At 52.1% G+C, this 23,094-nt stretch carries 17 protein-coding genes and 1 pseudogene; 12 read left to right on the top strand and 6 right to left on the bottom strand.

Features of this window, described 5'->3' with window-relative positions:
- The first annotated feature begins 71 nt into the window (after positions 1-71).
- A complete protein-coding gene (locus tag GE278_20690) occupies positions 72-830 on the top strand; it encodes an SDR family oxidoreductase (GenBank protein ID QLK63020.1) in 759 nt (252 codons plus the stop codon).
- 8 nt (positions 831-838) lie between these two features.
- Here GE278_20690 and GE278_20685 read toward each other — a convergent pair whose 3' ends face one another.
- A complete protein-coding gene (locus tag GE278_20685; GenBank protein ID QLK63019.1) occupies positions 839-1,585 on the bottom strand; it encodes a flagellar brake protein in 747 nt (248 codons plus the stop codon).
- A gap of 341 nt (positions 1,586-1,926) precedes the next feature.
- Here GE278_20685 and GE278_20680 point away from each other — a divergent pair.
- From GE278_20680 to mqo (GE278_20655), 6 genes and pseudogenes are all read left to right on the top strand, one after another.
- Positions 1,927-2,010: pseudogene (locus GE278_20680) on the top strand (cytochrome b).
- A 31-nt stretch (positions 2,011-2,041) separates the two neighbouring features.
- Positions 2,042-2,584, top strand: a complete 543-nt coding sequence (locus tag GE278_20675) for a tetratricopeptide repeat protein (protein ID QLK63018.1) — start codon at positions 2,042-2,044, stop codon at positions 2,582-2,584.
- A 16-nt stretch (positions 2,585-2,600) separates the two neighbouring features.
- Positions 2,601-3,113 (top strand): sigma-70 family RNA polymerase sigma factor, encoded by a 513-nt coding sequence (locus tag GE278_20670; GenBank protein QLK63017.1) that lies wholly within the window; start codon positions 2,601-2,603, stop codon positions 3,111-3,113.
- A complete protein-coding gene (locus tag GE278_20665) occupies positions 3,110-3,886 on the top strand; it encodes an anti-sigma factor (GenBank protein QLK63016.1) in 777 nt (258 codons plus the stop codon). Before GE278_20670 ends, GE278_20665 begins: the two co-directional genes overlap by 4 nt.
- 313 nt (positions 3,887-4,199) lie before the next feature.
- Positions 4,200-5,849 carry a malate dehydrogenase (quinone) gene (gene mqo, locus GE278_20660; protein QLK63015.1) on the top strand — a complete coding sequence of 550 codons (1,650 nt, stop codon included), beginning with the start codon at positions 4,200-4,202 and terminating at the stop codon, positions 5,847-5,849.
- A 397-nt stretch (positions 5,850-6,246) separates the two neighbouring features.
- Complete coding sequence (gene mqo / locus GE278_20655) at positions 6,247-7,899, top strand: malate dehydrogenase (quinone) (GenBank protein QLK63014.1); 1,653 nt, start codon at positions 6,247-6,249, stop codon at positions 7,897-7,899.
- Between the two features lie 101 nt (positions 7,900-8,000).
- Here mqo (GE278_20655) and GE278_20650 read toward each other — a convergent pair whose 3' ends face one another.
- The 4 genes from GE278_20650 to ebgR form a co-directional block, all read right to left on the bottom strand.
- Positions 8,001-9,500, bottom strand: coding sequence for an amino acid permease (locus tag GE278_20650; protein ID QLK63013.1), 1,500 nt, complete (start codon positions 9,498-9,500; stop codon positions 8,001-8,003).
- 41 nt (positions 9,501-9,541) lie between these two features.
- On the bottom strand, positions 9,542-9,994 hold the full coding sequence (locus tag GE278_20645) for a beta-galactosidase subunit beta (GenBank protein QLK63012.1): 453 nt from the start codon (positions 9,992-9,994) through the stop codon (positions 9,542-9,544).
- Positions 9,994-13,050: a beta-galactosidase subunit alpha gene (ebgA, locus tag GE278_20640; GenBank protein QLK63011.1), complete on the bottom strand. Its 3,057-nt coding sequence runs from the start codon at positions 13,048-13,050 to the stop codon at positions 9,994-9,996. The genes GE278_20645 and ebgA overlap by 1 nt, the downstream gene beginning before the upstream one ends.
- A gap of 217 nt (positions 13,051-13,267) precedes the next feature.
- On the bottom strand, positions 13,268-14,335 hold the full coding sequence (gene ebgR / locus GE278_20635) for a transcriptional regulator EbgR (GenBank protein ID QLK63010.1): 1,068 nt from the start codon (positions 14,333-14,335) through the stop codon (positions 13,268-13,270).
- A gap of 134 nt (positions 14,336-14,469) precedes the next feature.
- On the opposite strand from ebgR, the gene GE278_20630 reads away from it, so the two are divergent.
- Together GE278_20630 and GE278_20625 are read left to right on the top strand one after the other, a co-directional pair.
- Entirely contained in the window at positions 14,470-15,552 is a 1,083-nt protein-coding gene (locus GE278_20630) for a hypothetical protein (GenBank protein ID QLK63009.1), read from the top strand.
- Entirely contained in the window at positions 15,552-17,939 is a 2,388-nt protein-coding gene (locus GE278_20625) for an alpha-glucosidase (GenBank protein ID QLK63008.1), read from the top strand. The genes GE278_20630 and GE278_20625 overlap by 1 nt, the downstream gene beginning before the upstream one ends.
- A 40-nt stretch (positions 17,940-17,979) precedes the next feature.
- On the opposite strand, the gene cytX is transcribed toward GE278_20625, so the two are convergent.
- The gene (gene cytX / locus GE278_20620; protein QLK63007.1) at positions 17,980-19,233 is read right to left on the bottom strand and encodes a putative hydroxymethylpyrimidine transporter CytX; all 1,254 of its coding nucleotides are present in this window, start codon (positions 19,231-19,233) and stop codon (positions 17,980-17,982) included.
- 193 nt (positions 19,234-19,426) lie between these two features.
- Between cytX and GE278_20615 the strand changes: the two genes are divergently transcribed.
- Genes GE278_20615 through GE278_20605 form a run of 3 tightly spaced genes read left to right on the top strand, consistent with a single transcriptional unit; the run spans position 19,427 to position 23,091 of the window.
- Complete coding sequence (locus GE278_20615; GenBank protein ID QLK63006.1) at positions 19,427-20,947, top strand: type I restriction-modification system subunit M; 1,521 nt, start codon at positions 19,427-19,429, stop codon at positions 20,945-20,947.
- Positions 20,895-22,100: a restriction endonuclease subunit S gene (locus tag GE278_20610; GenBank protein QLK63005.1), complete on the top strand. Its 1,206-nt coding sequence runs from the start codon at positions 20,895-20,897 to the stop codon at positions 22,098-22,100. The genes GE278_20615 and GE278_20610 overlap by 53 nt, the downstream gene beginning before the upstream one ends.
- Complete coding sequence (locus GE278_20605; protein ID QLK63004.1) at positions 22,093-23,091, top strand: hydroxyacid dehydrogenase; 999 nt, start codon at positions 22,093-22,095, stop codon at positions 23,089-23,091. The genes GE278_20610 and GE278_20605 overlap by 8 nt, the downstream gene beginning before the upstream one ends.
- Positions 23,092-23,094 lie beyond the last annotated feature (3 nt).

Genomic DNA, 23,094 nt, shown 5'->3' with positions numbered 1-23,094 from the left:
TCACGCGTGAGTAATCCAATAGGCTGTGTTTCATCCGATGAGTAAGTGACATAACCCCAATGAGGTCTGAAATGAGTCGTAAAATCGCTATCGTGACCGGCGCAAGCCGTGGTTTAGGTAAGAATGCCGTTGAAAAGCTGGCAAAAAAGGGCGTGGATATCATTTTGACCTACCACAGCCAGCAGGATGCCGCGCAGGCCGTGGTCAAAACGGTGGAAGCGGCGGGTGGCAAAGCCGTGGCAATCAAACTCGATGCGGGGAACAGCAGCAGTTTTGATGCGTTTGTGGCTGAGGTAAAAACGCAGCTGCAAGCCGTCTGGCAGCGCGATAATTTCGATTTTCTGGTGAATAATGCCGGCGTCGGGCTTCATGCAGCATTCGCAGAGACCACCGAAGAACAGTTCGATCTGATGATGAACATCCACCTGAAAGGCCCGTTCTTCCTGACGCAAAAACTGCTGCCGCTGATGGTTGACGGTGGCCGTATCCTTAATGTATCGAGCGGGCTGGCGCGCTTTGCGCTGCCAGGATCTTCTGCTTACGCAATCATGAAAGGTGCCATAGAAGTGCTGACCCGCTATCAGGCGCGGGAGTTGGGCGCGCGGGGCATCACCGCCAACGTGCTGGCACCCGGCGCGATTGCGACAGATTTCAGCGGCGGCATGGTACGCGATAATCCGCAGGTGAATAAAATGGTGGCGGGCAACACTGCGCTGGGCCGTGTCGGATTACCGGATGATATCGGCGATATGGTGGCGTTAATGCTCAGTGATGAAGCGGGCTGGATGACCGCCCAGCGCGTCGAAGCTTCAGGCGGCATGTTTATCTGACGGCAGCGTTAATCGTGCTGGAAACGCCGGGCTTTCATATGTTGTTGTTTTTCCAGCTCGAAAATTGCCCGTTGCAGGTCGCGTTCCTGCGCGGGCGACAAGAATGGAAATTTAAAGCTCAGCCGCTGTGAGCTGATCGTTTCGCCTTTATTGCTCACTGATTTACGCGGCATCGAGCCGATATACTGCAAATCCAGTTTAAACGTGCCGAGCTCTGCCAGCTGGATAACCGAATCTTTCAGCACTTCGCCCGACGCGATTTCTGGTGGCGTGGTGCCCTCAATCTCCAGACCCAGTCCGCCCAGCGAGATGTCTCTCACACGAAAGGCAAACTCGGTGGCGTTGGATAATGTTCCGCTGCAACGGTAGTCCGGTAGCCACGGCACATTAACGCGGAAATACTCACGGCGTTGGATGAAATACAGCACGGGCGGAATATCACAGATAAACGTCGGCAGGCCGTCAAACGTCACCTGACGGACTTTACTGCATGAGAACTCAACTTTCGCCCCGGTCGGTTCCGCGACGAAGGTCAGCGATTCTGCTTCCATCGCCAGATCATTCTCGTAATCGGAACTGCCCAGATCGAATAAGAACTGGTGGCCGTCGGCGTTCACGTCCAAAATTTTACTGATAAATTGACCACGGGTGTGGGTGATCATGACCAGCGTCTGATTTTTCTTCAGGTCCCGTAAAACGGACAAAATCGCCAGCGTATTACGCTTAGCAAACGACTCTTTGGGTACTTCGCTCACCTGCCACACCTCTATATGCAGTAATCACAAAATGTTGGCGCAGCCTTTGACGTATAAAGCGCCCACTACGGTTATCGGCCACTCAGAACAAATCTTTATTGTGTTAACCCTGATATTTCCACTGGCTCAAAGTGAAATTTCGGTGTCAGTGAGCGTCTTAGAACCGCCCTGAATTATATATAGGCGATATTTCATCCCCCTGAGTATGATTTTTTACTCTCACCACAGAAATAAACCGAATAGAAAGCCGCGTTCAGGTGTTTACCTTTAAACGAACACATTTGAGCACGGTGATTATGCAAACTTCTTCTTCTGTTCCCCGCAGCCGCTACCGGGCGTCTGCTCTGGCGGCACTTTTCCACCATTACGTTCTCCGCGACGGCATTCTGCGCCGCATGTTACCGGGCCGCGCAAGTCGCCCGTAATTCATCAACGAGTACCCAACAGGACATCATCATGAAGACAAAAACTATGATTCAGGCGCTGTCAGTGGTTTGTTTGGCGGGCAATATTTTGTTGTTCAGCGCGGGCGCAAACGCGATGGGCGATAATTCAGATGCGAAGAAAACGCCGGACTGCCCGAAAGGACAAATCTACGACAGCAAAACCAAAAGTTGCATGGTGGATAAAGGCAGCATGATTTCCGATCAGGATAAAACTCAGTATGCCTATCATCTGGCGAAAACCGGGCGTTATCAGGAAGCCCTGACGGTGCTGGATACACTGAAGGATCAGAACACCAAAGAGGCGTGGAATTATCGTGGCTATGCGACCCGTAAACTTGGTCGCACAGATGAAGGCATCAGCTATTATCAGAAATCTATCGCCATCGATGCGAATTACGCCAAAGTCCGCGAATATCTCGGTGAAGCTTATATGATTAAAGGGCGTCCCGATCTCGCCAAAGCTCAGCTGGCAACTATCAAAGGCTTATGCGGTACCGGCTGCGAGGAATACCGTGATCTGAGCGCGGCCATCGACGGCCATCCGGAATCCTGAGTACGGGGAACGATAAATTTCACCGGCAGACTTACGTCACGAACTGAGCCAGTGTCTGGCCCGCCTCTGGCGCTACGCGATGGTGTTATCGCATAAGCGCGATGTGGCGGACGATCTGGTGCAATCCACCTGCGTGCGGGCGCTGGAGCGCTGCGCGCAGGTGAACGAGAGCGCCGGGGTCGATCGCTGGCTCTTTTCTATTTTGCACTCCGTATGGGTCAATGAACTCAGGGCGCAGTACGTTCGTCAGGGGCAGGGATTTGTGGATGTGAATGATCTGGATGAACCCGCAGAGACATTTACCTTTGAAGACAGGCACTGGCATACGCAGGTGATGCAGCGGGTGAAACGCCTGCCGGAAGCCCAGCGTAACGCGGTTTTCCTGGTGTATGTCGAAGGTTTCACCTATCAGGAGGCGGCAATGACGCTGTCAGTGCCGGTTGGCACCATCATGAGCCGTCTGGCGTCCGCGCGCCTGACGCTGGCAAAAAATAGCGGAATGTTATCGCGACAGGGGGATAAAAAATGACCCGTGAAAGCCTGTCTTCGCCTTTCTCCGATGAGGTGCTGGTCGCGTATCTTGATAATCAGCTGAGCGCAAAACAGCGCGCGCAGTTTGAACAACAGCTGGCGCACGACGATGTGCTCGGCGAGCGGCTGGCGCTGATGGCGCGCAGCAGTCTGCCTTTCCACGATGCTTTCGGCGCGATGTTGCAGGATGCGCCGGTAGGCAGACTTCAGGCCGCACTGGATGCTATCCCGGATGTGCCGGTCGCCGCTTCGCGCGGCATCAGCCGTCGCGCACTGCTTGCCGCATCGGTGAGTTTTCTGGCGGTCGGGCTACTCGCCGGGCGTTATTCGACCATGCTGCATGCCGATATCACCTGGCGAGATCGCGTAGCTGATTACATGTCGCTCTACACCGCCCAGACGCTGGCGGACATCAACGATTCCCCTGAACAGCAGCAGATCCAGCTATCGCGGGTGCAGAAATCGCTGGGAATTGCGTTAACACCGTCGGCGCTGAGTGTGCAGGGCGCGGCGCTGAAAAACGCCCGCATGTTGCATTACGATGAATATGATATCGCTCAGATCACCTATCTGGACGCACGTTTCGGCCCGATGGCGCTGTGTATCACCCGTAGCGAACAGCGTGACGACACCGCGCAGGAGAGTGAAATACGACAGAAAATGAACGTCGTTTACTGGCGGCAGTCCGGCTATAACTTCATGTTGATAGGCCACAGTCCGGCGGCGGTTCTGGCAGAACATGCGGCCAGCTTGCAGGCAAAACTCGCCTGAGTTTTCAGTAAATAGTTTCGTCACGGAACTAACTTATGTAATTATTTAAAGTATTAAACTATTTTTAATGCACGTAACGACAATGTTAAAATGTTTACGAAATCTCGATAATATGAGTAATCGGTAACATTTGTGTGGTTGAATTGTCGTTAGTCACCGCAGTTTTCGTTACTCCCCATTATTGTCCTTTCATACTCTGTGGAGACAATCGCTTGTTTCCCACCGCACCGGGTTGTTGATTTCGTTTATCCAGGGAAATTTGGATAGCTTTCACCTGCAAAACTAAAACTAAACATTCAGAGAAACAGACGTCATGAGAAAGATATTCGCCATGATCCTCTGCCTTAACGTGGTTGCCTTCAGTCAGTCAGCGTTCGCAGAAGATGAGAAGCCCGTCGATGTATTACTGATCGGCGGCGGCATTATGAGCGCGACGCTGGGGACGTACCTTCAGGAATTAGAACCGGACTGGTCAATCAATATGGTTGAGCGTCTGGACGGTGTTGCACTGGAAAGCTCCAACGGCTGGAACAACGCCGGTACCGGTCACTCTGCACTGGCAGAAATGAACTACACGCCGGAAAAACCGGACGGCAGCATCGATATTTCCAAAGCGGTTGAGATCAACGAATCCTTCCAGATCTCCCGCCAGTTCTGGTCTTATCAGGTAGAAAACGGAGTTCTGCACAACCCGCGTTCTTTCATCAACAGCACGCCGCACATGAGTTTTGTCTGGGGTGATGACAACATCAACTTCCTGCGTAAACGTCACGCTGCGCTGCAACAAAGCACACTGTTCCGTGGCATGGAATACTCTGAAGACCCGGCGCAAATCAAACAGTGGATCCCGCTGGTGATGGAAGGTCGTGACCCGAAACAGAAAGTCGCAGCAACGCGTATTCCAATCGGTACCGACGTGAACTTCGGCGAGATAACCCGCCAGCTGGTGGCCTCTTTGCAGAAGAAACCTAACTTCTCCCTGAGCCTTGGCCACGAAGTCCGCGAAATCAAACGTAACCCGGATAACACCTGGAACGTGACCGTTGCTGATCTGAAAAACGACGACAAAGAAAGCATCATCAAAGCCAGGTTTGTGTTTATCGGTGCGGGCGGCGCGTCCCTGACCCTGCTGCAAAAATCCGGTATTCCTGAAGCGGATAACTACGGCGGCTTCCCGGTCGGCGGTGAATTCCTGGTGACTGAGAACCCGGACGTCGTGAAACGTCATCTGGCAAAAGTGTACGGTAAAGCGTCCGTTGGCTCGCCGCCGATGTCCGTTCCGCACCTCGACACTCGTATTCTCGATGGTAAACAAGTTCTGCTGTTCGGACCGTTTGCGACCTTCTCCAGCAAGTTCCTGAAAAACGGTTCTCTGTGGGATCTGTTCGGTAGCGTCAACTTCTCCAACATCATGCCGATGACCCACGTGGGTATCGACAACTTCGATCTGGTGAAATATCTGGTCAGCCAGGTCATGCTTTCCGATGACGACCGTTTCGATGCATTGCGTGAATACTTCCCGGATGCGAAGAAAGAAGACTGGCGCCTTTGGGAAGCCGGTCAGCGCGTGCAGATCATCAAGAAAGATGAGAAAGAAGGCGGCGTACTGCGTCTGGGCACCGAAGTGGTCAGCTCGAAAGACGGCAGCATCACCGCACTCCTGGGCGCATCACCGGGCGCGTCTACCGCTGCGCCGATCATGCTGCACCTGATGGAAAAAGTGTTCAAAGACAAAGTCGCGACGCCAGAGTGGCAGGCTAAACTGAAGGAAATCATCCCTTCTTATGGCACGCAGCTGAACGGCAACGTGGCAGCAACTGAGAAAGAACTGGGCGACACCAGCCGCGTTCTGATGCTGGATAATCCTCAGCCAAAACCGGTCGAACCGGCACCGGCGGCGGATAACTCTTCAGCACCAAAGCAGGGCCAGGAGCAGAAACAAGTGGCTGACGTCGCTCTGTAATCTGAATCCGTACGCAGTTATCAGGAAGGCGCGGGAGACCGCGCCTTTCTAACAATCTTCTCCTATTACTTCCTCCCCCAAACCCGATTTAGCACGAATTGTGCGTTCTTTGTACGCGACAAATCTGTCGAAAACATCGTCATAAATCCCCGAAAACCCTGTCAGATTGCGGCCTGCGTGAAGGTCTGACTCTGTCATCTCCTCTTTTTTTGAAAGGTTAAATCCTTTTTTAAATTATGTAGTGATAATGTTATATTCGTTGCCATCATTTGAAAAAATGAAGATTCAGTAACGTTCCCGCGTGTTTTTTTGCTAATTTCTTGTTCGATTGTGATAACAGAAGTCATAACAAATCGTCGTAACAAAACAGAACTGAACATTTAGAGAAACAGACGTCATGAGAAAGATACTTGGTATGCTTCTCAACCGTGACTCACTGGGTGCCAGCGAGCCTGCGGCCGCAGAAGACGAAAAATCCGTTGATGTATTGCTGGTCGGCGGCGGAATTATGAGTGCTACGCTCGGGACTTATCTCCAGGAGCTCGAGCCGGACTGGTCGATCCATATGATCGAACGCATGGACGGCGTGGCGCAGGAAAGCTCAAACGGCTGGAATAACGCCGGGACAGGCCATTCCGCGCTGGCAGAAATGAACTATACCCCGGTTATGCAGGACGGCTCTGTCGATATCACCAAAGCCGTGGCCATCAACGAAGCCTTCCAGGTTTCCCGTCAGTTTATGGCGTATCAGGTGCAAAAAGGTGTGCTGAATAATCCGCGCTCGTTCATCAACAGCGTGCCGCACATGAGCTTCGTCTGGGGCGATGAAAATATCGATTTCCTGCGCAAACGTTTTGCTGCCCTGCAGGAAAGTACGTTGTTCCGCGGGATGGAATATTCGGAAGACCCGGAACAAATCAAACAGTGGATCCCGGCGGTGATGGATGGCCGTGATCCGGCGCAAAAAGTGGCGGCAACCCGCACCACGGCGGGCACCGACGTTAACTTCGGCGAAGTGACGCGTCAGATGGTGGAAGCCCTGCAAAAAAAATCGACTTTCACGCTGGCGAATGGTCAGGAAGTGCGCGATATCCAGCGCAATCCGGACAGAAGCTGGCGCGTGACTATTACCGATCTCAAACACAGCCACAAACACCGCGTAGTGAATGCGAAATTTGTATTCATTGGTGCCGGTGGCGCGTCGCTGACCCTGTTACAAAAATCCGGCATTCCGGAAGCGCGTGACTACGGCGGTTTCCCGGTCGGCGGTGAATTCCTGGTGACTGAAAATCAGGACGTGGTGAAACGTCATCTGGCGAAGGTGTACGGCAAAGCCGCCGTGGGCGCGCCGCCGATGTCCGTTCCGCATCTCGACACCCGTATCATCGACGGTAAACAGGTTCTGCTGTTCGGGCCGTTCGCGACCTTCTCCAGCAAATTCCTTAAAAACGGTTCCCTGTGGGATCTGTTCGGCAGCGTCAACAGCTCAAACTTACTGCCCATGACGCACGTCGGCATGGGTAACTTCGATCTGGTGAAATATCTGGTCGGGCAGGTGATGCTTAGTGATAACGATCGTCATGCTGCGCTGAAGGAATTTTTCCCACAGGCGGAGCAGAAAGACTGGAAACGCTGGGTGGCCGGGCAGCGCGTGCAGGTCATCAAAAAAGATGGCAAACACGGTGGCGTATTACGTCTGGGGACTGAAGTGGTCAGCGCGAAAGATGGCAGCATCGCCGCCTTACTGGGCGCGTCTCCGGGGGCATCCACCGCAGCGCCGATCATGATGAAGCTGCTGGAAACCGTGTTTAAAGAGAAAGCCGCCAGCCCGCAATGGCAGGCCAAATTCCGCGAGATCATCCCGTCGTATGGCACCAAACTGAACGGTAATGTGGAAGCAACCGAGAAAGAGCTGCTGGAAACCAGCCGTATTCTGCAACTCGAGATGCCTTCAATGAAGACAACGCCGGTCGCTGAGGTCGTGCAACTGCGTCCGCTCGACGCACAGGCTCAGGAAGAAACCAATCTGCCAGCGGATATCGCGCTGTAAATCCTGAACCGGGATACAAAAAAACTGCCTTTTTGAACTGCACCCCAAAAGTTGGATACCCAACTGAGTAAGGTGCAGTTTTTTTTATGCCTTTATGTTCTTCACGCGCCGGAAAGGGATTTTGCGATATTCGCATCTTTTATCCGGGCCGCTTCATTTTGCGATTCCAGTACAATTCTCGCCAGAGGAGTGTCTTCGTGATAACGCGTTTGCGCATCCAGCCCTTTAGAATATTTATTGTATTTCCACCACGCATACCCGAGGAACAGTACCAGCCCGCCGACGTTATAAAACACAATGGTCAAAATGCTGGCGCCGGTCGGGAACGTCGAGGCGATAAACCCAACGGTGAAAATCACAATCAGCGTACTGACGATGGCGATCCCCTGCATTCTCGAACCCATTTTAAAATCGCGCTTAACGTTGTCATATTTTAACCGCAGATTTAAATAGGCCAGCATAATAAATAGCGGTGGCAGCATGGATGCCGCAGCGGTCATGTTGATCAGCGTATTCATTAATTCCTGCACGCTGTTTGAGCCGAGCGTCGGAATTAACATCAGCGGGATGACGATAAGAAACTGGATCCATGCCGCGCGCGTCGGCACACCGTGTTTATTCAGACGAATGGTTTTCTCGCCAAAAATGCCCTTAGGAATTTCAGTGAAGAATATTTTGACCGGTGCGGCCGTCCACATCAGCAGTGAACCAAACATCGCGGTGAATGAAACGACGCCGACAAAGCGGTTCATCATTACCGCCGGTAAACCAAAGTGTGCTGACAAGCCTTCAAATACCTGCACCGTACCGCCGGTGAAATGCAGCGCGGACTGTGCGACGAATACGTTAATCAGCAGTGAAGCGACAGAGTACAGCACGCCGATGACCAGCCCGGAAATGATGATAACTTTCACGAACGCGCGGCTGCCGCCTTTGACGTCATTGACGTAGACCGCTACCGATTCTGCGCCGCCAGCCGCCTGAAATATCCATGCAATAATCCCTAAGAATGCCCAGTTAAAATGCGGCGTTATGGCCTCGACGTTAATCGGATTCGCCGGTTCTACGCCGCCGATCAGCGCCGCACCTGCCAGCACAATATAAGAGAACGTCAGCAGCAACATTAATGTGGAGGTGACCGAGGTCATCGGGCCGAGTAATTTTGCGCCACTGTTGGAGATAAGCGTGGAAAAAGCAAACAGGCAGATGCTGATAATGGCGGTGGTGACCGGTGTGAAAATATAGTCATGCCCTAAAAATGCGTACGAGGCGTAGGCAATAACACGCGGAAGCAGTGCGGTGAAGAAAAATAAATTTACGAACCAGTACGTATAGGCTGTCATAAATGCCCAGCGCCCGCCGAGTGCACTTTTTACCCAGGCGTAAACACCGGCTTCCGAGTTTTTATTCAGCGAGACAAATTCGGCGATGATTAGACAAAACGGAATGAAATAAATAATCGTCGCCACCAGAAAGACTGGCGCGGAGGCGATGCCCAACTGAATATTATTATTGATGACATTATTGAAGCTAAAAACGGCGGCAAATGTCATGGATAACAATCCAAATTTACCGATCGTGTTGCGACTGGACCCGGCCATAGTGAATCTCCAACTGCGATATTTGTAGGGTGAGTTTTTTATTATTTGTTTAAGAAATAGCTTTCTTCGATGGTCACTTTAAGGATGACTTTTTTAACGTTTTTTTCCGGCCGGAAGCGGCTGGCTTCGTGATTTTCAAAAATAATGACGCTGCCTTTTTGCGCTGTGATTTTTTCGCCGCGGCCGGTGAAGAGTTCACGATCGGTTTCATCGCTGTAAGGCGCGAGAATGTTGAGCCGTGATTTGGCAGCGAATTCAATTTCTTCGCTACCTTCGAGGTAATAGTGCACATCGAAATAACGGCGGTGACCTTCAAATTCATCCCGCTGAGGTTCCGCGCCGGACGCCAGCCGGTACACCAGAGAATCGCCGATAGAGTGAAAAACGCCGGGGCGGATTTCTTTCAGATTATTAATCGCTTCCATGCAGCGCAGCCATTTTTTTCCTGTGCCGTACAGCCGCTGAAATTCAGTTAACGAATCCAGAATAATCATCAGTTTGTCTCCTGTGGCTGAAAGCAAAGTTTTGCAAGATTCAGGCTGTCGGTGTCCTGCTGACGGAACGGCACCAGCGTGAAGCCGTAGCTGAATGCCGAGAAGTACACGCGGTAAGAATCGAGCACTTCCGAGCCCCAGGAGTTGGAGCCTAGCCCCATGATTTGGTGGTCGAGGTTAAGGGTCAGACAGTTGTCCGACGTGAGCTCATCGATGTGCTGCGCCTGCTGCAACATTTGCGAACTGTAGGGCCACAGGCTGAAATTGATCGGCTGACGCGGCTGAATGAATATCCCGTTGCCGGTGTTATCGCGCAGACTGAGCCAGCGAATATCCTGCCGGTTGCCGTTGTCCTGCGGCATCGGGTAGTTCTCAAACAGGCTGCTGACCGGCTGCTGGTAATGGCCGATCAGGTTGGCCTGACGGCTATCCTGATAGTTTTCTCCCGGCCCGCGACCGTAATATTCCACCTGCTGGAAACGGCGGCTGATGCCAAAATCCAGCCCGATTTTCGGGATAACGTGGCTAAAATTGCCATAGGGCGAGCCGGAAAGATCCAGACTAACCGAGCCCTGCGGCGATATCCGCCAGCGGTAAATGCAGCGCATGCCGAAATCGAACACCGGGGGTGCGATCACCGTGCGGACTTCAATCACTACGTCGCTGTTCTGGCGCTCAAAGTGCAGCGAGCGGAAATGCTGCTGCATGATCTGTAAATGATTGGGCTGCCAGATGCCTTCAAACTCCGGCTTATGGTTGTCGATCACCGGTTTGAAGAAGTTGAGCGTGGGCGCGCGACCGACGATTTCTTCGCTCTCCACCTGCCAGCTTTTCAGTTCACCATCGAGACGGGAAAATTCTAGCCGGAAACCCTGACCGCTAACGATAAGCAGATACTTCTGCTCGTCGCAAACCAGCGGTATGTGGCTTTCCGGTTCCGGGAGCGCCGCCAGCGGCTCTGCGGCCTGCAACAGCACCTGATAATGTCCCAGAGGATGATTCGCTGCGCTGTACGCGGTCGGGCTGTTTTTACTGATGCTGACATTAAGGAACGTTTCCTGGCCGCCGACGGTGACTTGCGGCAGCGGAATTTCTTCACATTCGCCAGGTTGCAGATGCGGCAGGGTAAGTTCACGGGTTTCTATTCCGCGACCGGCAATTTGCACGGTGAGCGTCAGCGTGATGTCTTCCAGTGAGCTGAACCAGTAACGGTTTTTGACGCGCAATACGTCGCCGTCGCGGCAGATTTCCACCGGGCATAACACCTGTTTGTATTCACGCAGTCCGGGGCCAGGCGTCTGATCAGGGTAAATCAGACCGTCCATACAGAAGTTGTAGTTGTTCGGATAATCGCCGTAATCGCCGCCGTAGGTGTAACGCATCTGCCCGTTCTCAGCAGTTTCCAGCAGACCGTGGTCGCACCATTCCCAGATGTAATGGCCTTGCAGACTGGCGTGACGGTTCAAAACGGCCTGATATTCCGCGAGTCCGCCGGGGCCGTTGCCCATCGCGTGGGCATATTCACAGAGAATGCGCGGTTTGGCGTGCGGGTATTCGCCGAAGGCGTTCATCATCTGAACGCGGGAATACATGGTGCTGATGACGTCAGTGACTTCCGCGTCGCGGTCTTCTTCGTAATGAATGAGGCGCGTCGGGTCGAGGGCTTTACAGCGTGAAGCCATTGCGCGGATGTTGCAGCCGTAACCGGATTCGTTGCCGAGCGACCACATTACTATCGACGGATGGTTTTTCTGCGCCATTACATGCCGTTCGATGCGTTCGACATACGCATGTTCCCAGCGCGGATCGTCGGTGATACGGCTCAGATCGCCGACGTTGGCGAAACCGTGGCTTTCCAGATCGGTTTCGGCCATCACGAATAAACCGTAGATGTCGCACAAGTCATAAAAGCGCGGATCGTTGGGGTAATGCGCGGTGCGCACCGAGTTAATATTGTGCTGTTTCATCAGGATGATATCGCGCTCAACCCGCGCCATATCGACAGCGCGTCCTGTGCGGTGATCGTGGTCGTGGCGATTTACGCCGTGCAGTTTCAGGTAACGCCCGTTGACGTAAAACAGCCCGTCGCGCACGGTGATGTCACGAAAACCGATGCGCTGCGGCACCACGGAAATCACCTTACCCGTGTCGTCATACAGCGTCAGCAGCAACTGATACAACGCCGGATGCTCCGCGTTCCACTGGCGTGGCTGGCTGACCGGCATCTCAAGCTGGCAACGGGTTTCCTCGCCGATACGCAAGTCTTTTGCTGACAACTCCGCGACGCAGCGATCGCCATCCCACAACTGCGCGTGCAGGCGGTAACCGGTGACGGGCTGATGAAGGTTGTGCAACACAGCATCAATTTTCAGTATCGCATCACAAAAGTTTTCATCGAATGCGGTGACGACGGAAAAATCCTGAAGATGAACAGGGTTCTGGCCGGTGATATACACATCGCGGAATATCCCCGCCATCCACCACATGTCCTGATCTTCAATATATGTCGAATCTGCCCACTGCAAAACGCGCACAGACAGCAAGTTTTCACCTGTTTGTGCAACGTCGCTGATATCAAACTCCGCGCACAGGCGACTGCCTTTGCTGAAACCGATGTAATGGCCGTTCACGTAAACTTCAAAGTAGGTTTCGACGCCGTCGAATTTGATGATTGTTTGTTTGTCTGCCCATGAAGCATCCAGACAAAATGTTCGCTGATACGCGCCGGTCGGGTTGTTGGTGGGCACAAAAGGAATGTCGATTGGGAAAGGGAAACCTTCGTCGGTGTATTGCAGCTGACCGTGGCCTTCCATCTGCCACATACCCGGCACGGCGATGTCGCCCCAGCCGCTCACTGGCTGACGGTAGAATTCATCAGGCACCAGCGCCGGATGTGCAAAATAGCGGAACTGCCAGCGACCGCTAAGCAGCTGAAAATTCTGGCTGGCAGCGCGGTCAAAGCTCCGCGCCTGCTCAGCGTTTTCATAGCTGAAAAAGCGGGCGCGCGGCGCTAAACGGTTTTCGGACTGCTTGTCGATGTTTTCCCAATTGTTCACGTGATCTCTCCTGAGACGTATTTCTATGGGAAATAAGATAGTAAATATTTAGTAAAAATAACTAAAAATATTTATCGATTGTCAGAGGGATCACACTAATTAAAAAATATGTTTGAGGATCATGTAGTTAATTTTACCGATCGTGAGGGATCCCTCTGGCACGCGGTTCTTCATCAGAAAGCCGGATGCCGGAGAGTGGCGATGGGAAAGCACAGGATCAACGACGGGTAGTGTCGCGCAGCTGCAAAGAGCTCGGCACAAACACCGAAAGCGGTACGCCGCGTTCATCGCGCAGGCGCTCGGTCAGCAGGTTGACTGCCTGCGCGCCCATGGTTTCTGAATGAATGCGAACCGTTGATAAAGAAGGGAAAACAAAGCGGGCGGTCGGAATGTCATTGACGCTTATCAGCGCGATCTGCTCGGGGATTTTCACGCCGTGTTCCAGCAACGCGCGAGTCACACCCAGCGCAATCGAATCGGTGGCGATCAGCAACGCCGGTGGCCAGGGTGCGTTCTCCGCGAGCATTTTCTTCGCGCACTGATAGCCGGACTGGCTGGTGAAATCGCCGTAATAAATATCCTGCGGTTGCACGACGTTCTTCAGCCGGCCATATTCCACAAACGCCTGCTCACGCTGGTCGGCAAAATCCGGATGATCGCGCCCGCCAATAAAGCCGATCCGCGAATATCCCTGGCCGATGAAGAAATCGATCACCTTCTGGCTGATTTTAAAGAGATCCACATTCACGCAGTCAAACTGTGCGTCTTCCATTACGCCGTCAATGAATACTACCGGGCAGGATTGCTGACTCAGTTGCTGATACAGCGTGGCCTGCGGCTGGCCGATAACCAGAAAACCGTCAGCGGATGGCAGTGGTTTATCACCATTGCAATCGTAACCTGAAATGAGCGTGATACCGAGTTTTTCGCATTGTGTTTCAACGCCATAGCGCATGGAAAGATAGTAAGGATCATCAATTTCCAGCCCCTGACGGTAGGTGAACAGCGCAGCGAAAGTCATCCGGTGGGTGACGTTGCGTTTGGAAGGCGACAGCTTATATTCCAGACGTTCCGCCGCTTCCAGAATGTTCTGCCGGGTTTGCGCTTTCACGCTCAGGCTTGGATCGTCATTTAGCACGCGCGAAACCGTCGCAACGGATACGTTCGCGGCCTCAGCGATTTCCTTCAAAGTAGCCATCAGCGTCTCATAATCAGGTAAACCAAAGCCGTAGCTTAATGTGATCAGCGGCTTATGTACACCAGCCCCGGATGCGTAAGCCCCCAAAATCTCAATGTGACAGGGTTAACGCTTTACCGATATTTAAGTATAATTTAGTAAAATATTTACTAGACTGCGTTTTTACTTTTTAGCTCAGTTCCTCTGAATTCTAAATACTCACCTTAAGTGAAGCGCATACCATGAAGAAAATATCATTCCACAAAATGTTCATGATTTTATTATTCGCCTCGCCAATGAGTTCATGGGCGCAGGAATCTGTCGTGCCCGCTGAACATAATGTTTTACCGCCACCGGAAATAACGCCACAAAGCGCCAATAACACTGCCTACCGATTTTATGGCGAAATGGGCGGCGGTGGCAGCGTATATTTGAGCGGTAAAGACCAGCATAAATACAGCGACGGCACCTATATCGAAGGCGGTCTGGAAATAAAACACGGCAACTGGTTCGGGCTTATTTATGGCGAAGGCTGGACGGTGCAGGCCGATCATCACGGAAACGCCTGGGTGCCGGACCACAGCTGGGGCGGATTTGAAGGCGGTCTGAACCGTTTTTATGGCGGTTACCGCACGGATAACGGCACCGAAATGATCCTCAGTATGCGCAATGATTCCTCACTCGATGACCTGCAATGGTGGGGCGATTTCACACCGGAATACGGTTACGTCATCCCTAATACGCGTGATTTAACGCAGGCAGCGAAAATACAAAACCTCACCGGCAAGTTCCGCTACAGCGTGACCGCCGCGCCGGAAAGCCGCGTCGATGAAAGCAAGGCGCTGCTGCATTTTGGGAAATATGACCGCTATTCAGATAAATACACGTACCGGGCGATGGTCAATGGTTATACGCAATATGACCTGATGGAAGGACTTACGCTGCTTAACGGCCTTGAGCTTACCGACGGCACCGGGCAACTGCTTCTCGCCGGTTTACAGGGAAAAAATCTCGCCGGGCGCGTCTGGCATCACACAGGCAAGGGGGAGGGTAATCATCCGGGCAGTGAATCCGGAATGATGGTCAGCGCAATGGTCGAAGCCGCATCAGGCCTCTATTTATCTACTGCGTACAGCTACGCTGAACACCGTTTAGATAATGCGGCGGACACTACCACTTCCTACGCGCAGGCCGGGATCTGGTACGAATATTACGGTGGCCGTTTCGCGACGGCGTTAGACAGTAAATTTTACATGAGCAATGACAATACCGGTGCCAGTAACTCAGTATTTCTTATGCAATATTTCTATTGGGGTAAATCATAATGAAAACCGTCAGCAGACTTAAACCCGCCACACTTTTGATTTCAGCGGCATTATTTATTTCCGGCACTGCATTGGCCGATGATACAAAAATAGTGCATGCAGAGGATTATAAAAACGTCATTAACCGCACCGGCGCGCCGCAATATATGTTCGATTATGATTTCGATGAGCACCAGCGTTTTAATCCGTTATTTGACGACGGTGCGTGGCACGGACATTTATTACCGGCAGGCCTGCAAAACATGGGCGGATTCCCCGGTCCGGCGCTGCTGACGGAAGAATACATCAACTTTATGGCGGAAAATTTTGACCGCCTGACCGTCTTCAAAGACGGTAAGAAAGTCGCGTTGAGCATGACGGCGTACAGCATTCCCGGCGCGCTTGTCCAGACGCTGACCGCACCCGGCATCCGCATCGATTTCACACTGCGTTTTGTCACCTCGCGCACGTCGTTGCTGAAAACCAAAATCACCACCGATTCCCCGCTGGAACTGGTGTGGGACGGCCAGCTTCTGGAGAAACTTCACGCACAGGAAGGCAAACCGCAGTCGGATAAAACCATCGAACAGGAATATCCCGGCTATACGCGCAAAATTCTCCCGACGGCTGACGGGTTGCGGGTCACCTTCGGAAAAGTGCGTGCGCCTTCGAGCCTTATGACGTCCGGAGAGTCTGAATATCAGATCCATAAATCTCTGCCAATGCAGACGTCCGTTGATGGCCATCAGTTTACCGGCAAGGCGGCTATTTCCGGCTCCACCACGATTTATACCACTTATTCGCATCTGCTGACCGCCGCCGAAGTACAGCAGGAACAGCCGAAAATCGCCGATATTCTCCTCCATCCGCAAACCTATCTGGCAGCAAGTGAAAAGCGCTGGGAAGGGTATTTGAATAAAGGGCTGACCAACACTCACGCGACTCAGGCGCAGGAACGTGTGGCGGTGAAAGCCATCGAAACTCTGAACGGTAACTGGCGCGGTGCGGCGGGGGTGATGAAATTTGATTCGGTTACGCCGTCGGTGACGGGCCGCTGGTTCTCCGGTAATCAGACCTGGCCGTGGGACACATGGAAACAAGCGTACGCGATGGCGCATTTCAACCCGGACGTGGCGAAAAACAATATCCGCGCGGTGTTTGCGTTTCAGATCCAGCCCGGCGATCCGGTGCGTCCGTGGGATGCCGGATTTGTTCCCGATCTAATTGCCTACAACCCGAGCGCCGAGCGCGGCGGAGACGGGACCAACTGGAATGAGCGCAACACCAAGCCGAGTCTGGCGGCGTGGTCGGTGATGGAGGTCTACAAAACTACTGGCGATAAAACGTGGCTGGCCGAGATGTATCCGAAGCTGGTGGCTTATCACGACTGGTGGCTGCGCAACCGCGATCACAATCATAACGGCGTGCCGGAATATGGCGCAACGCGCGATAAAGCGCATAACACCGCCGACGGCAGGATGCTGTTTACCGTCAAAGAGGGGAAAGAAGAGCAGGCAGAATCCGGGCTGAAAAACTACGATCGTGTGGTGAAGTCCGGCAAGTACGACAGCATTGAGATCCCGGCGCAAGTAGCTGCTTCGTGGGAATCAGGCCGTGATGATGCCGCCGCTTTTGGCTTTATCGATGCCGAACAGCTGGAAAAATACGTCAAAAATGGCGGTAAAAAGCAGGACTGGCAGGTTAGCTTCGCCGAAAACCGCGCCGCCGACGGCACGCTGTTGGGGTATTCGCTGTTGCAGGAGTCGGTGGACGAAGCCAGCTATATGTTCAGCGACAATAAATATCTGGCTGAAATGGCAGACATTCTCGACAAGAAATCCGAAGCGGAGGCTTTTCGCAGTAAAGCCGGGAAACTGGCCGGTTACATCAATACCTGCATGTTCGACAGCCATAGCGGCTTCTTCTATGACATCAGGATTGAAGACAAACCACTGGCAAACGGCTGCGCCGGCAAGCCGATTGTCGAACGTGGCAAAGGCCCCGAAGGCTGGTCTGCGTTGTTCAACGGTGCGGCGACTCAGGCTCACGCTGACGCCGTGGTGAAAGTGATGAAAGACCCGAAAGAATTCAACACCTATGTGCCGCTCGGCACCGCCGCGCTGACCAATCCGGCGTTCGGCGCGGACATCTACTGGCGTGGCCGCGTATGGGTCGATCAGCTTTATTTCGGCTTAAAAGGTATGGAGCAGTATGGCTATCGCGATGATGCGGTTGTGATGGCACAGACCTTCTTCGACCATGCAGACGGGCTGATGACTGACGGCCCGATCCGCGAAAACTACAATCCGCTTAACGGCCAGCAGCAGGGGGCACCCAATTTCTCATGGAGCGCAGCGCATCTTTATATGTTGTATAACGACTTTCTCGGGCAGGGTAAGTTGAAATAATTCACTAGACATAACCGCCCTTCGGGGCGGTTTTCTTAGTTCAGCTTTTACGCCCCAATCCCCAGCACACCAGCCCTGCCACCAGCAGCGACGGAATAGTCGCCCCCACGTCAGGCAGCAGATTGGCCATCAGATGATAGACCGCGATACCCGTAAACCAGGCCGCGACAGAACGCAGGTTCAGGTTTTCTTTGGTCTGACGGCGCAGAACAAAATGATGTGTCAGCACCACGCCGAACAACGGCGCAAAGACCGAACCAATCAGCAGCAGGAAGTTTTCGTATTGCGTCAGCGGCACCGACCAGGCAATCAGCGTACACAACAGGCCGATGCCAAGCGTCAGCTTACCGATTCCGACGGGTACGGAAGTACCCGCAGAAACCGCCGCCGAGTGAATATCGGCAAAGGCATTTTCATGCTCATCCACCAGAATGAGCAGCAGGGGAATACCCAGCGCAACGCCAGAAAGTGCCAGCAGCAGAGCGTTAGCGTCGGTCGATGTGCTGACAAACGCCAGCGTATACGCGACGCCGAGCGACATCATCCACACGCTGCCGAGAAAATATCCGCACGCTGTTCCCCAGAAGTTTTGCCGCGCCGACTTACCAAACCGGGTGTAATCCGACACCAGCGGCAGCCACGAAAACGCCATTGATACCACGATGTCGCAGGCCAGCGCGAACGGCATCGAACCATCTCCCGCTTTGTGCCAGAGCGTGGATAAATCCGCATGCAGGAACAGATAACCGGTCAGCCACGCGCAGCTCGCCAGAAGCAACCAGATCCCCCAGCGACGCAGCACCACGCGGATAAATGCCAGAGGCCCGCTTGCCGCCAGCAGCGTGGCGATTGCGCCAAAGATAAATGTCCAGAGTGTCGGATTGGCCCACAAACCGCCATCGCCCCACGCCCGTTTTGCCAGAAGAGTGGCCGCATCGCGCATGACGACGATTTCGAACGCCCCCCAGCCGACCAGTTGGATTAGATTAAACACCACCGGCAACGCTACGCCGCGTTTACCGAGGGTCAGCCTCAGCGATGACATCGACGACAAACCCGTCTGTCCGCCGATCACCCCGACCAGTGCCAGCAGTGCCACGCCGACCGTGGAACCCAGCACAATAGCCGCCAGCGATCCCGCGAGCCCCAGACCCGGTGCCAGAATCGCCCCTGCCTGCAATACCATCAGGCCCATACCTAAAGAGAACCAAAGTGAGAATAAATCAGACCAGCCCAGCACCCTGGATTGTTCCGGCACAGAGGCCTGAGGAGAGTAAATACTATTATCTTTCATGAGGTTAATTTAGTGGCTAAAGCGAATGGCTGTTATAGCATATTGCGAAGGGTTTCTGATGACGCGTGAGGAAAGAGGCGCACTTTTTTGGCGGGCATTTTTCCGAACAGGTCAAACCGCTATTTTGACCCGGTGGCGATGAGGGTAGAATGCCGCCATGCTTATTACCGAACGATAACAAGTGACGGACCCAATGAACGATAAAGTAAAACAAGACGATATTAACAAAGCCCTTTGGGACGCCTGCGATACCTTCCGTGGCACCATCAGCGCGGACACCTACAAAGATTTCATCCTCACCATGCTGTTTTTGAAGTACATTTCCGACGTCTGGCAGGATCATTACGACACTTACGCCAAAGAGCACGGCGACTCGCCGGAGCTGATTGAGGCGCTGATGAAAAGTGAGCGCTTTGTTCTGCCGAAAGACGCCAGCTATTACGCCATTTATGCCAGCCGCTATGAGCCGGGCAATGGTGAGCGTATCGATAAGGCGCTGCACGCCATTGAAGAAGCCAACGGTACCAAACTGAAAGATGCCGGGAAAAGCGTGTTTCAGGATATCTCTTTCAACACCGACAAACTGGGCGAGGAGAAGCAGAAGAACGGCATTCTGCGTGAGCTGGTCGAACACTTCGATAAACCCGAGCTGAATCTCAAGCCGAGCCGCGTCGGCACACTGGATGTGATCGGCAACGCCTATGAATATCTGATCAAGAAATTTGCCGCCAGCGGCGGGCAGAAGGCCGGTGAGTTTTATACCCCGCCGGAAGTCTCTGATTTGATCTCTGAACTGTTAGACCCGCAGCCGGGTGACAGCATTTGTGACCCGGCCTGTGGTTCCGCATCTTTGTTGATCAAATGCGGTGCCCGCGTGCGCACCAATCACGGTTCAAAGCATTATGCGCTGTACGGTCAGGAAGCCATTGGCTCCACCTGGGCGCTGGCGAAAATGAACATGTTTCTGCACGGCGAAGACAACCACAAAATCGAGTGGGGCGACACCATCCGCAACCCGAAATTGCTGGATAAAAACGGCGATCTGATGCTGTTTGATATCGTTACCGCCAACCCACCGTTCAGCCTGGATAAGTGGGGCCACGACGATGCGGCATCAGATAAATTTGAACGCTTCCACCGAGGTGTACCGCCAAAGACCAAAGGCGACTATGCGTTTATCTCGCATATGATCCAAACGCTCAAACCCGTCACCGGGCGTATGGGTGTCGTTGTCCCGCACGGCGTCTTGTTTCGTGGATCCAGTGAAGGGAAAATTCGCCAGCAGCTGATCGAAGAAAACCTGCTCGACGCGGTGATCGGCCTGCCGGAAAAACTGTTTTACGGCACCGGTATTCCGGCGGCGATCCTGATCTTTAAAAAGAATAAAATCGACAGCAACGTGCTGTTTATCGATGCCAGCCGGGAATATAAATCCGGGAAAAACCAGAACGAACTCAGCCCGGAAAATATTAAAAAAATCATTGCGACTTACCGTGAAGGCGGCTCTGTCGAGAAATACGCCTATATCGCCAGCCTGAAAGAGATTCAGGATAACGACTACAACCTGAATATTCCGCGCTATGTCGATACTTTCGAAGAAGAAGATGAAATCGACTTGGTCGCAGTGCGCGAAGAGCGTCTGGCATTAACCGCCCAGTTAAATGCGCTGGAAGCGGAAATGGCGGGTTATCTGCAGGAGCTGGGTTATGAGTAAGGTTCCGGCGGGGTGGGAGCTTAAAAGTTTAGGTGAAGTGGCAGAGTTACAGCGTGGATTTGATCTGCCCGCAAAAGATCGAGTCGACGGTAATATTCCGATCATTTCTTCGGGAGGCTATTCCGGTTTCCATAATGAGCCTAGAGCAATGTCTCCAGGAATTGTCACAGGTCGATATGGCTCAATCGGTGATGTGTATTTTATTGAGGAAGATTTTTGGCCATTAAACACTTCCTTGTGGGTTAAAAATTTTCATGGAAATGAGCCAAAATATCTCTATTACCTGCTCAGTAGTATCGATTATAAAAAATTTAGTGATAAGACAGGTGTTCCTGGTGTTAATAGGAATGATCTGCATGCGATAAAAGTTTTTGTACCTCCTTATAAAGAACAAACCAAAATCGCCAAAATCCTCTCAACCTGGGATAAGGCGATTGCGACCACTGAAAAACTGATCGGCAACAGTCAGCAGCAGAAAAAAGCGCTAATGCAGAGTTTGTTGACGGGTAAGAAGCGGTTGCCGGGGTTTGAGGGGGAGTTGATTAACTCTACCTTGGGAGATGCCTGCTATATCAACCCTAAGAAAGCATCACGTCCAGAGGGGGGATTAGTATCTTTCATCTCGATGGATTCAGTTTCAGAAGATGCAAAGTTAATTAGAACAGAAGTAAGAAATTATGATGATGTTGAGAAAGGATTTACTTCATTTTCTGATAATGATGTTTTAGTTGCTAAAATTACCCCTTGTTTTGAAAACGGTAAGGGGGCTTATTTAGATGAATTAAAAAATGGCGTTGGGTTTGGTAGTACAGAGTTTCATGTTTTACATGCTAAAAAAAACACATATTCAAAATTTGTCTATTACGTTACAAATACAGATGAATTTCGCGTACGTGGAGAAGCCAATATGCAAGGTTCTGCTGGACAAAAACGCGTTACTACAGATTATTTGAAACAGTTTCCGCTAAAACTCCCCCCACTCCCAGAACAACAAAAAATTGCCGCCGTCCTCACCGCTGCCGATAACGAAATTGAACTGCTGAAAAAGAAACTGGTGTTCCTGAAACAGGAAAAAACCGCGCTGATGCAGCAATTGCTGACCGGTAAGCGCCGGGTGAAAATTAACGCTACAGAGGAATGCATGGATGCCTGAAAATGATGTAATTTTGTATACCAGCGAAGATGGATTGGCGCAGTTTACTCTGCGTCAGCTGGGGGGGCAGGTTTGGCTGACACAGCTGGAAATGGCGGAGCTTTACCAGACCACTAAGCAAAATATCAGTAAGCATGTGAAAAGCATTTTCTCAGAGCAGGAGCTGCTTGAGGAGGCAGTTGTCAACCGTAAGTTGACAACTGCGGGTGACGGAAAAGAGTATCTGACCCAGCTTTATGCACTGCCATTGATCCTCGCCGTAGGCTATCGGGTACGTTCGACGCGGGGCACTCAGTTCAGACGCTGGGCGACGCATACTTTGGGTGAATATTTGTCTAAAGGCGTCGTAATGGATGACGAGCGCCTTAAAGATCCCAAATGGGATTACTTCGATGAGCTCCTTGAACGTATTCGCGAAATTCGTTCTTCCGAATTACGTTTCTATCAAAAAATACGCGATTTGCTGGCATTGTCTGAAGATTACCGGGCCAATGAAAAAGAGACGTCATTATTATTCGCCGAAGTCCAAAATAAGTTGTTTTTTGCCGTAACGGGTTTTACAGCCGCCGAGTTAATTGTACAAAGAGCAGACCCAAATAAACCGAATATGAACTTATTCAGTTTCAAAGGGCAGCGTGTGCGCAAAGCGGATGTTGTGGTAGCGAAAAATTATCTGAATAACGATGAACTGGACAGCCTCAACCGGCAGGTTTCCATGTTCTTTGAATTCGCAGAATTCCGTGCCGAGAGGAAACAACATTTAGTTTTGAGTGACTGGCAGGAGTACATCGATAAGTTCATGGCATTTAACGATCAACCAATATTAAAACGTGCGGGTTCAATAAGCCGTGACCAAATGACGTTAAAAGCACATGAATGCTATGAAGTATTTGATCAGCAGCGTAAAAAGCAGGATGCACTGGAAGCTGACAGGGCTGAGCTGGAACAGCTGGATCAACTCGAGAAACGTTTACAAAAGAAAAAGGACTAACTG

The sequence above is a fragment of the Enterobacteriaceae bacterium Kacie_13 genome (assembly GCA_013457415.1).
GTDB lineage: Bacteria > Pseudomonadota > Gammaproteobacteria > Enterobacterales > Enterobacteriaceae > Rahnella.
Note: the sequence above shows the minus strand (reverse complement) of the source record. Positions and strands in the feature narration are given on the sequence as shown.

Coding starts and splice junctions, on each gene's coding strand:
- mqo (QLK63015.1), top strand. CDS start 4,200: ATGAGAAAGATATTCGCCATGATCCTCTGCCTTAACGTGGTTGCCTTC.
- GE278_20665 (QLK63016.1), top strand. CDS start 3,110: ATGACCCGTGAAAGCCTGTCTTCGCCTTTCTCCGATGAGGTGCTGGTC.
- GE278_20625 (QLK63008.1), top strand. CDS start 15,552: ATGAAAACCGTCAGCAGACTTAAACCCGCCACACTTTTGATTTCAGCG.
- GE278_20690 (QLK63020.1), top strand. CDS start 72: ATGAGTCGTAAAATCGCTATCGTGACCGGCGCAAGCCGTGGTTTAGGT.
- GE278_20645 (QLK63012.1), bottom strand. CDS start 9,994: ATGATTATTCTGGATTCGTTAACTGAATTTCAGCGGCTGTACGGCACA.
- mqo (QLK63014.1), top strand. CDS start 6,247: ATGAGAAAGATACTTGGTATGCTTCTCAACCGTGACTCACTGGGTGCC.
- GE278_20615 (QLK63006.1), top strand. CDS start 19,427: ATGAACGATAAAGTAAAACAAGACGATATTAACAAAGCCCTTTGGGAC.
- GE278_20605 (QLK63004.1), top strand. CDS start 22,093: ATGCCTGAAAATGATGTAATTTTGTATACCAGCGAAGATGGATTGGCG.
- GE278_20630 (QLK63009.1), top strand. CDS start 14,470: ATGAAGAAAATATCATTCCACAAAATGTTCATGATTTTATTATTCGCC.
- GE278_20650 (QLK63013.1), bottom strand. CDS start 9,500: ATGGCCGGGTCCAGTCGCAACACGATCGGTAAATTTGGATTGTTATCC.
- GE278_20610 (QLK63005.1), top strand. CDS start 20,895: ATGCGCTGGAAGCGGAAATGGCGGGTTATCTGCAGGAGCTGGGTTATG.
- GE278_20675 (QLK63018.1), top strand. CDS start 2,042: ATGAAGACAAAAACTATGATTCAGGCGCTGTCAGTGGTTTGTTTGGCG.
- cytX (QLK63007.1), bottom strand. CDS start 19,233: ATGAAAGATAATAGTATTTACTCTCCTCAGGCCTCTGTGCCGGAACAA.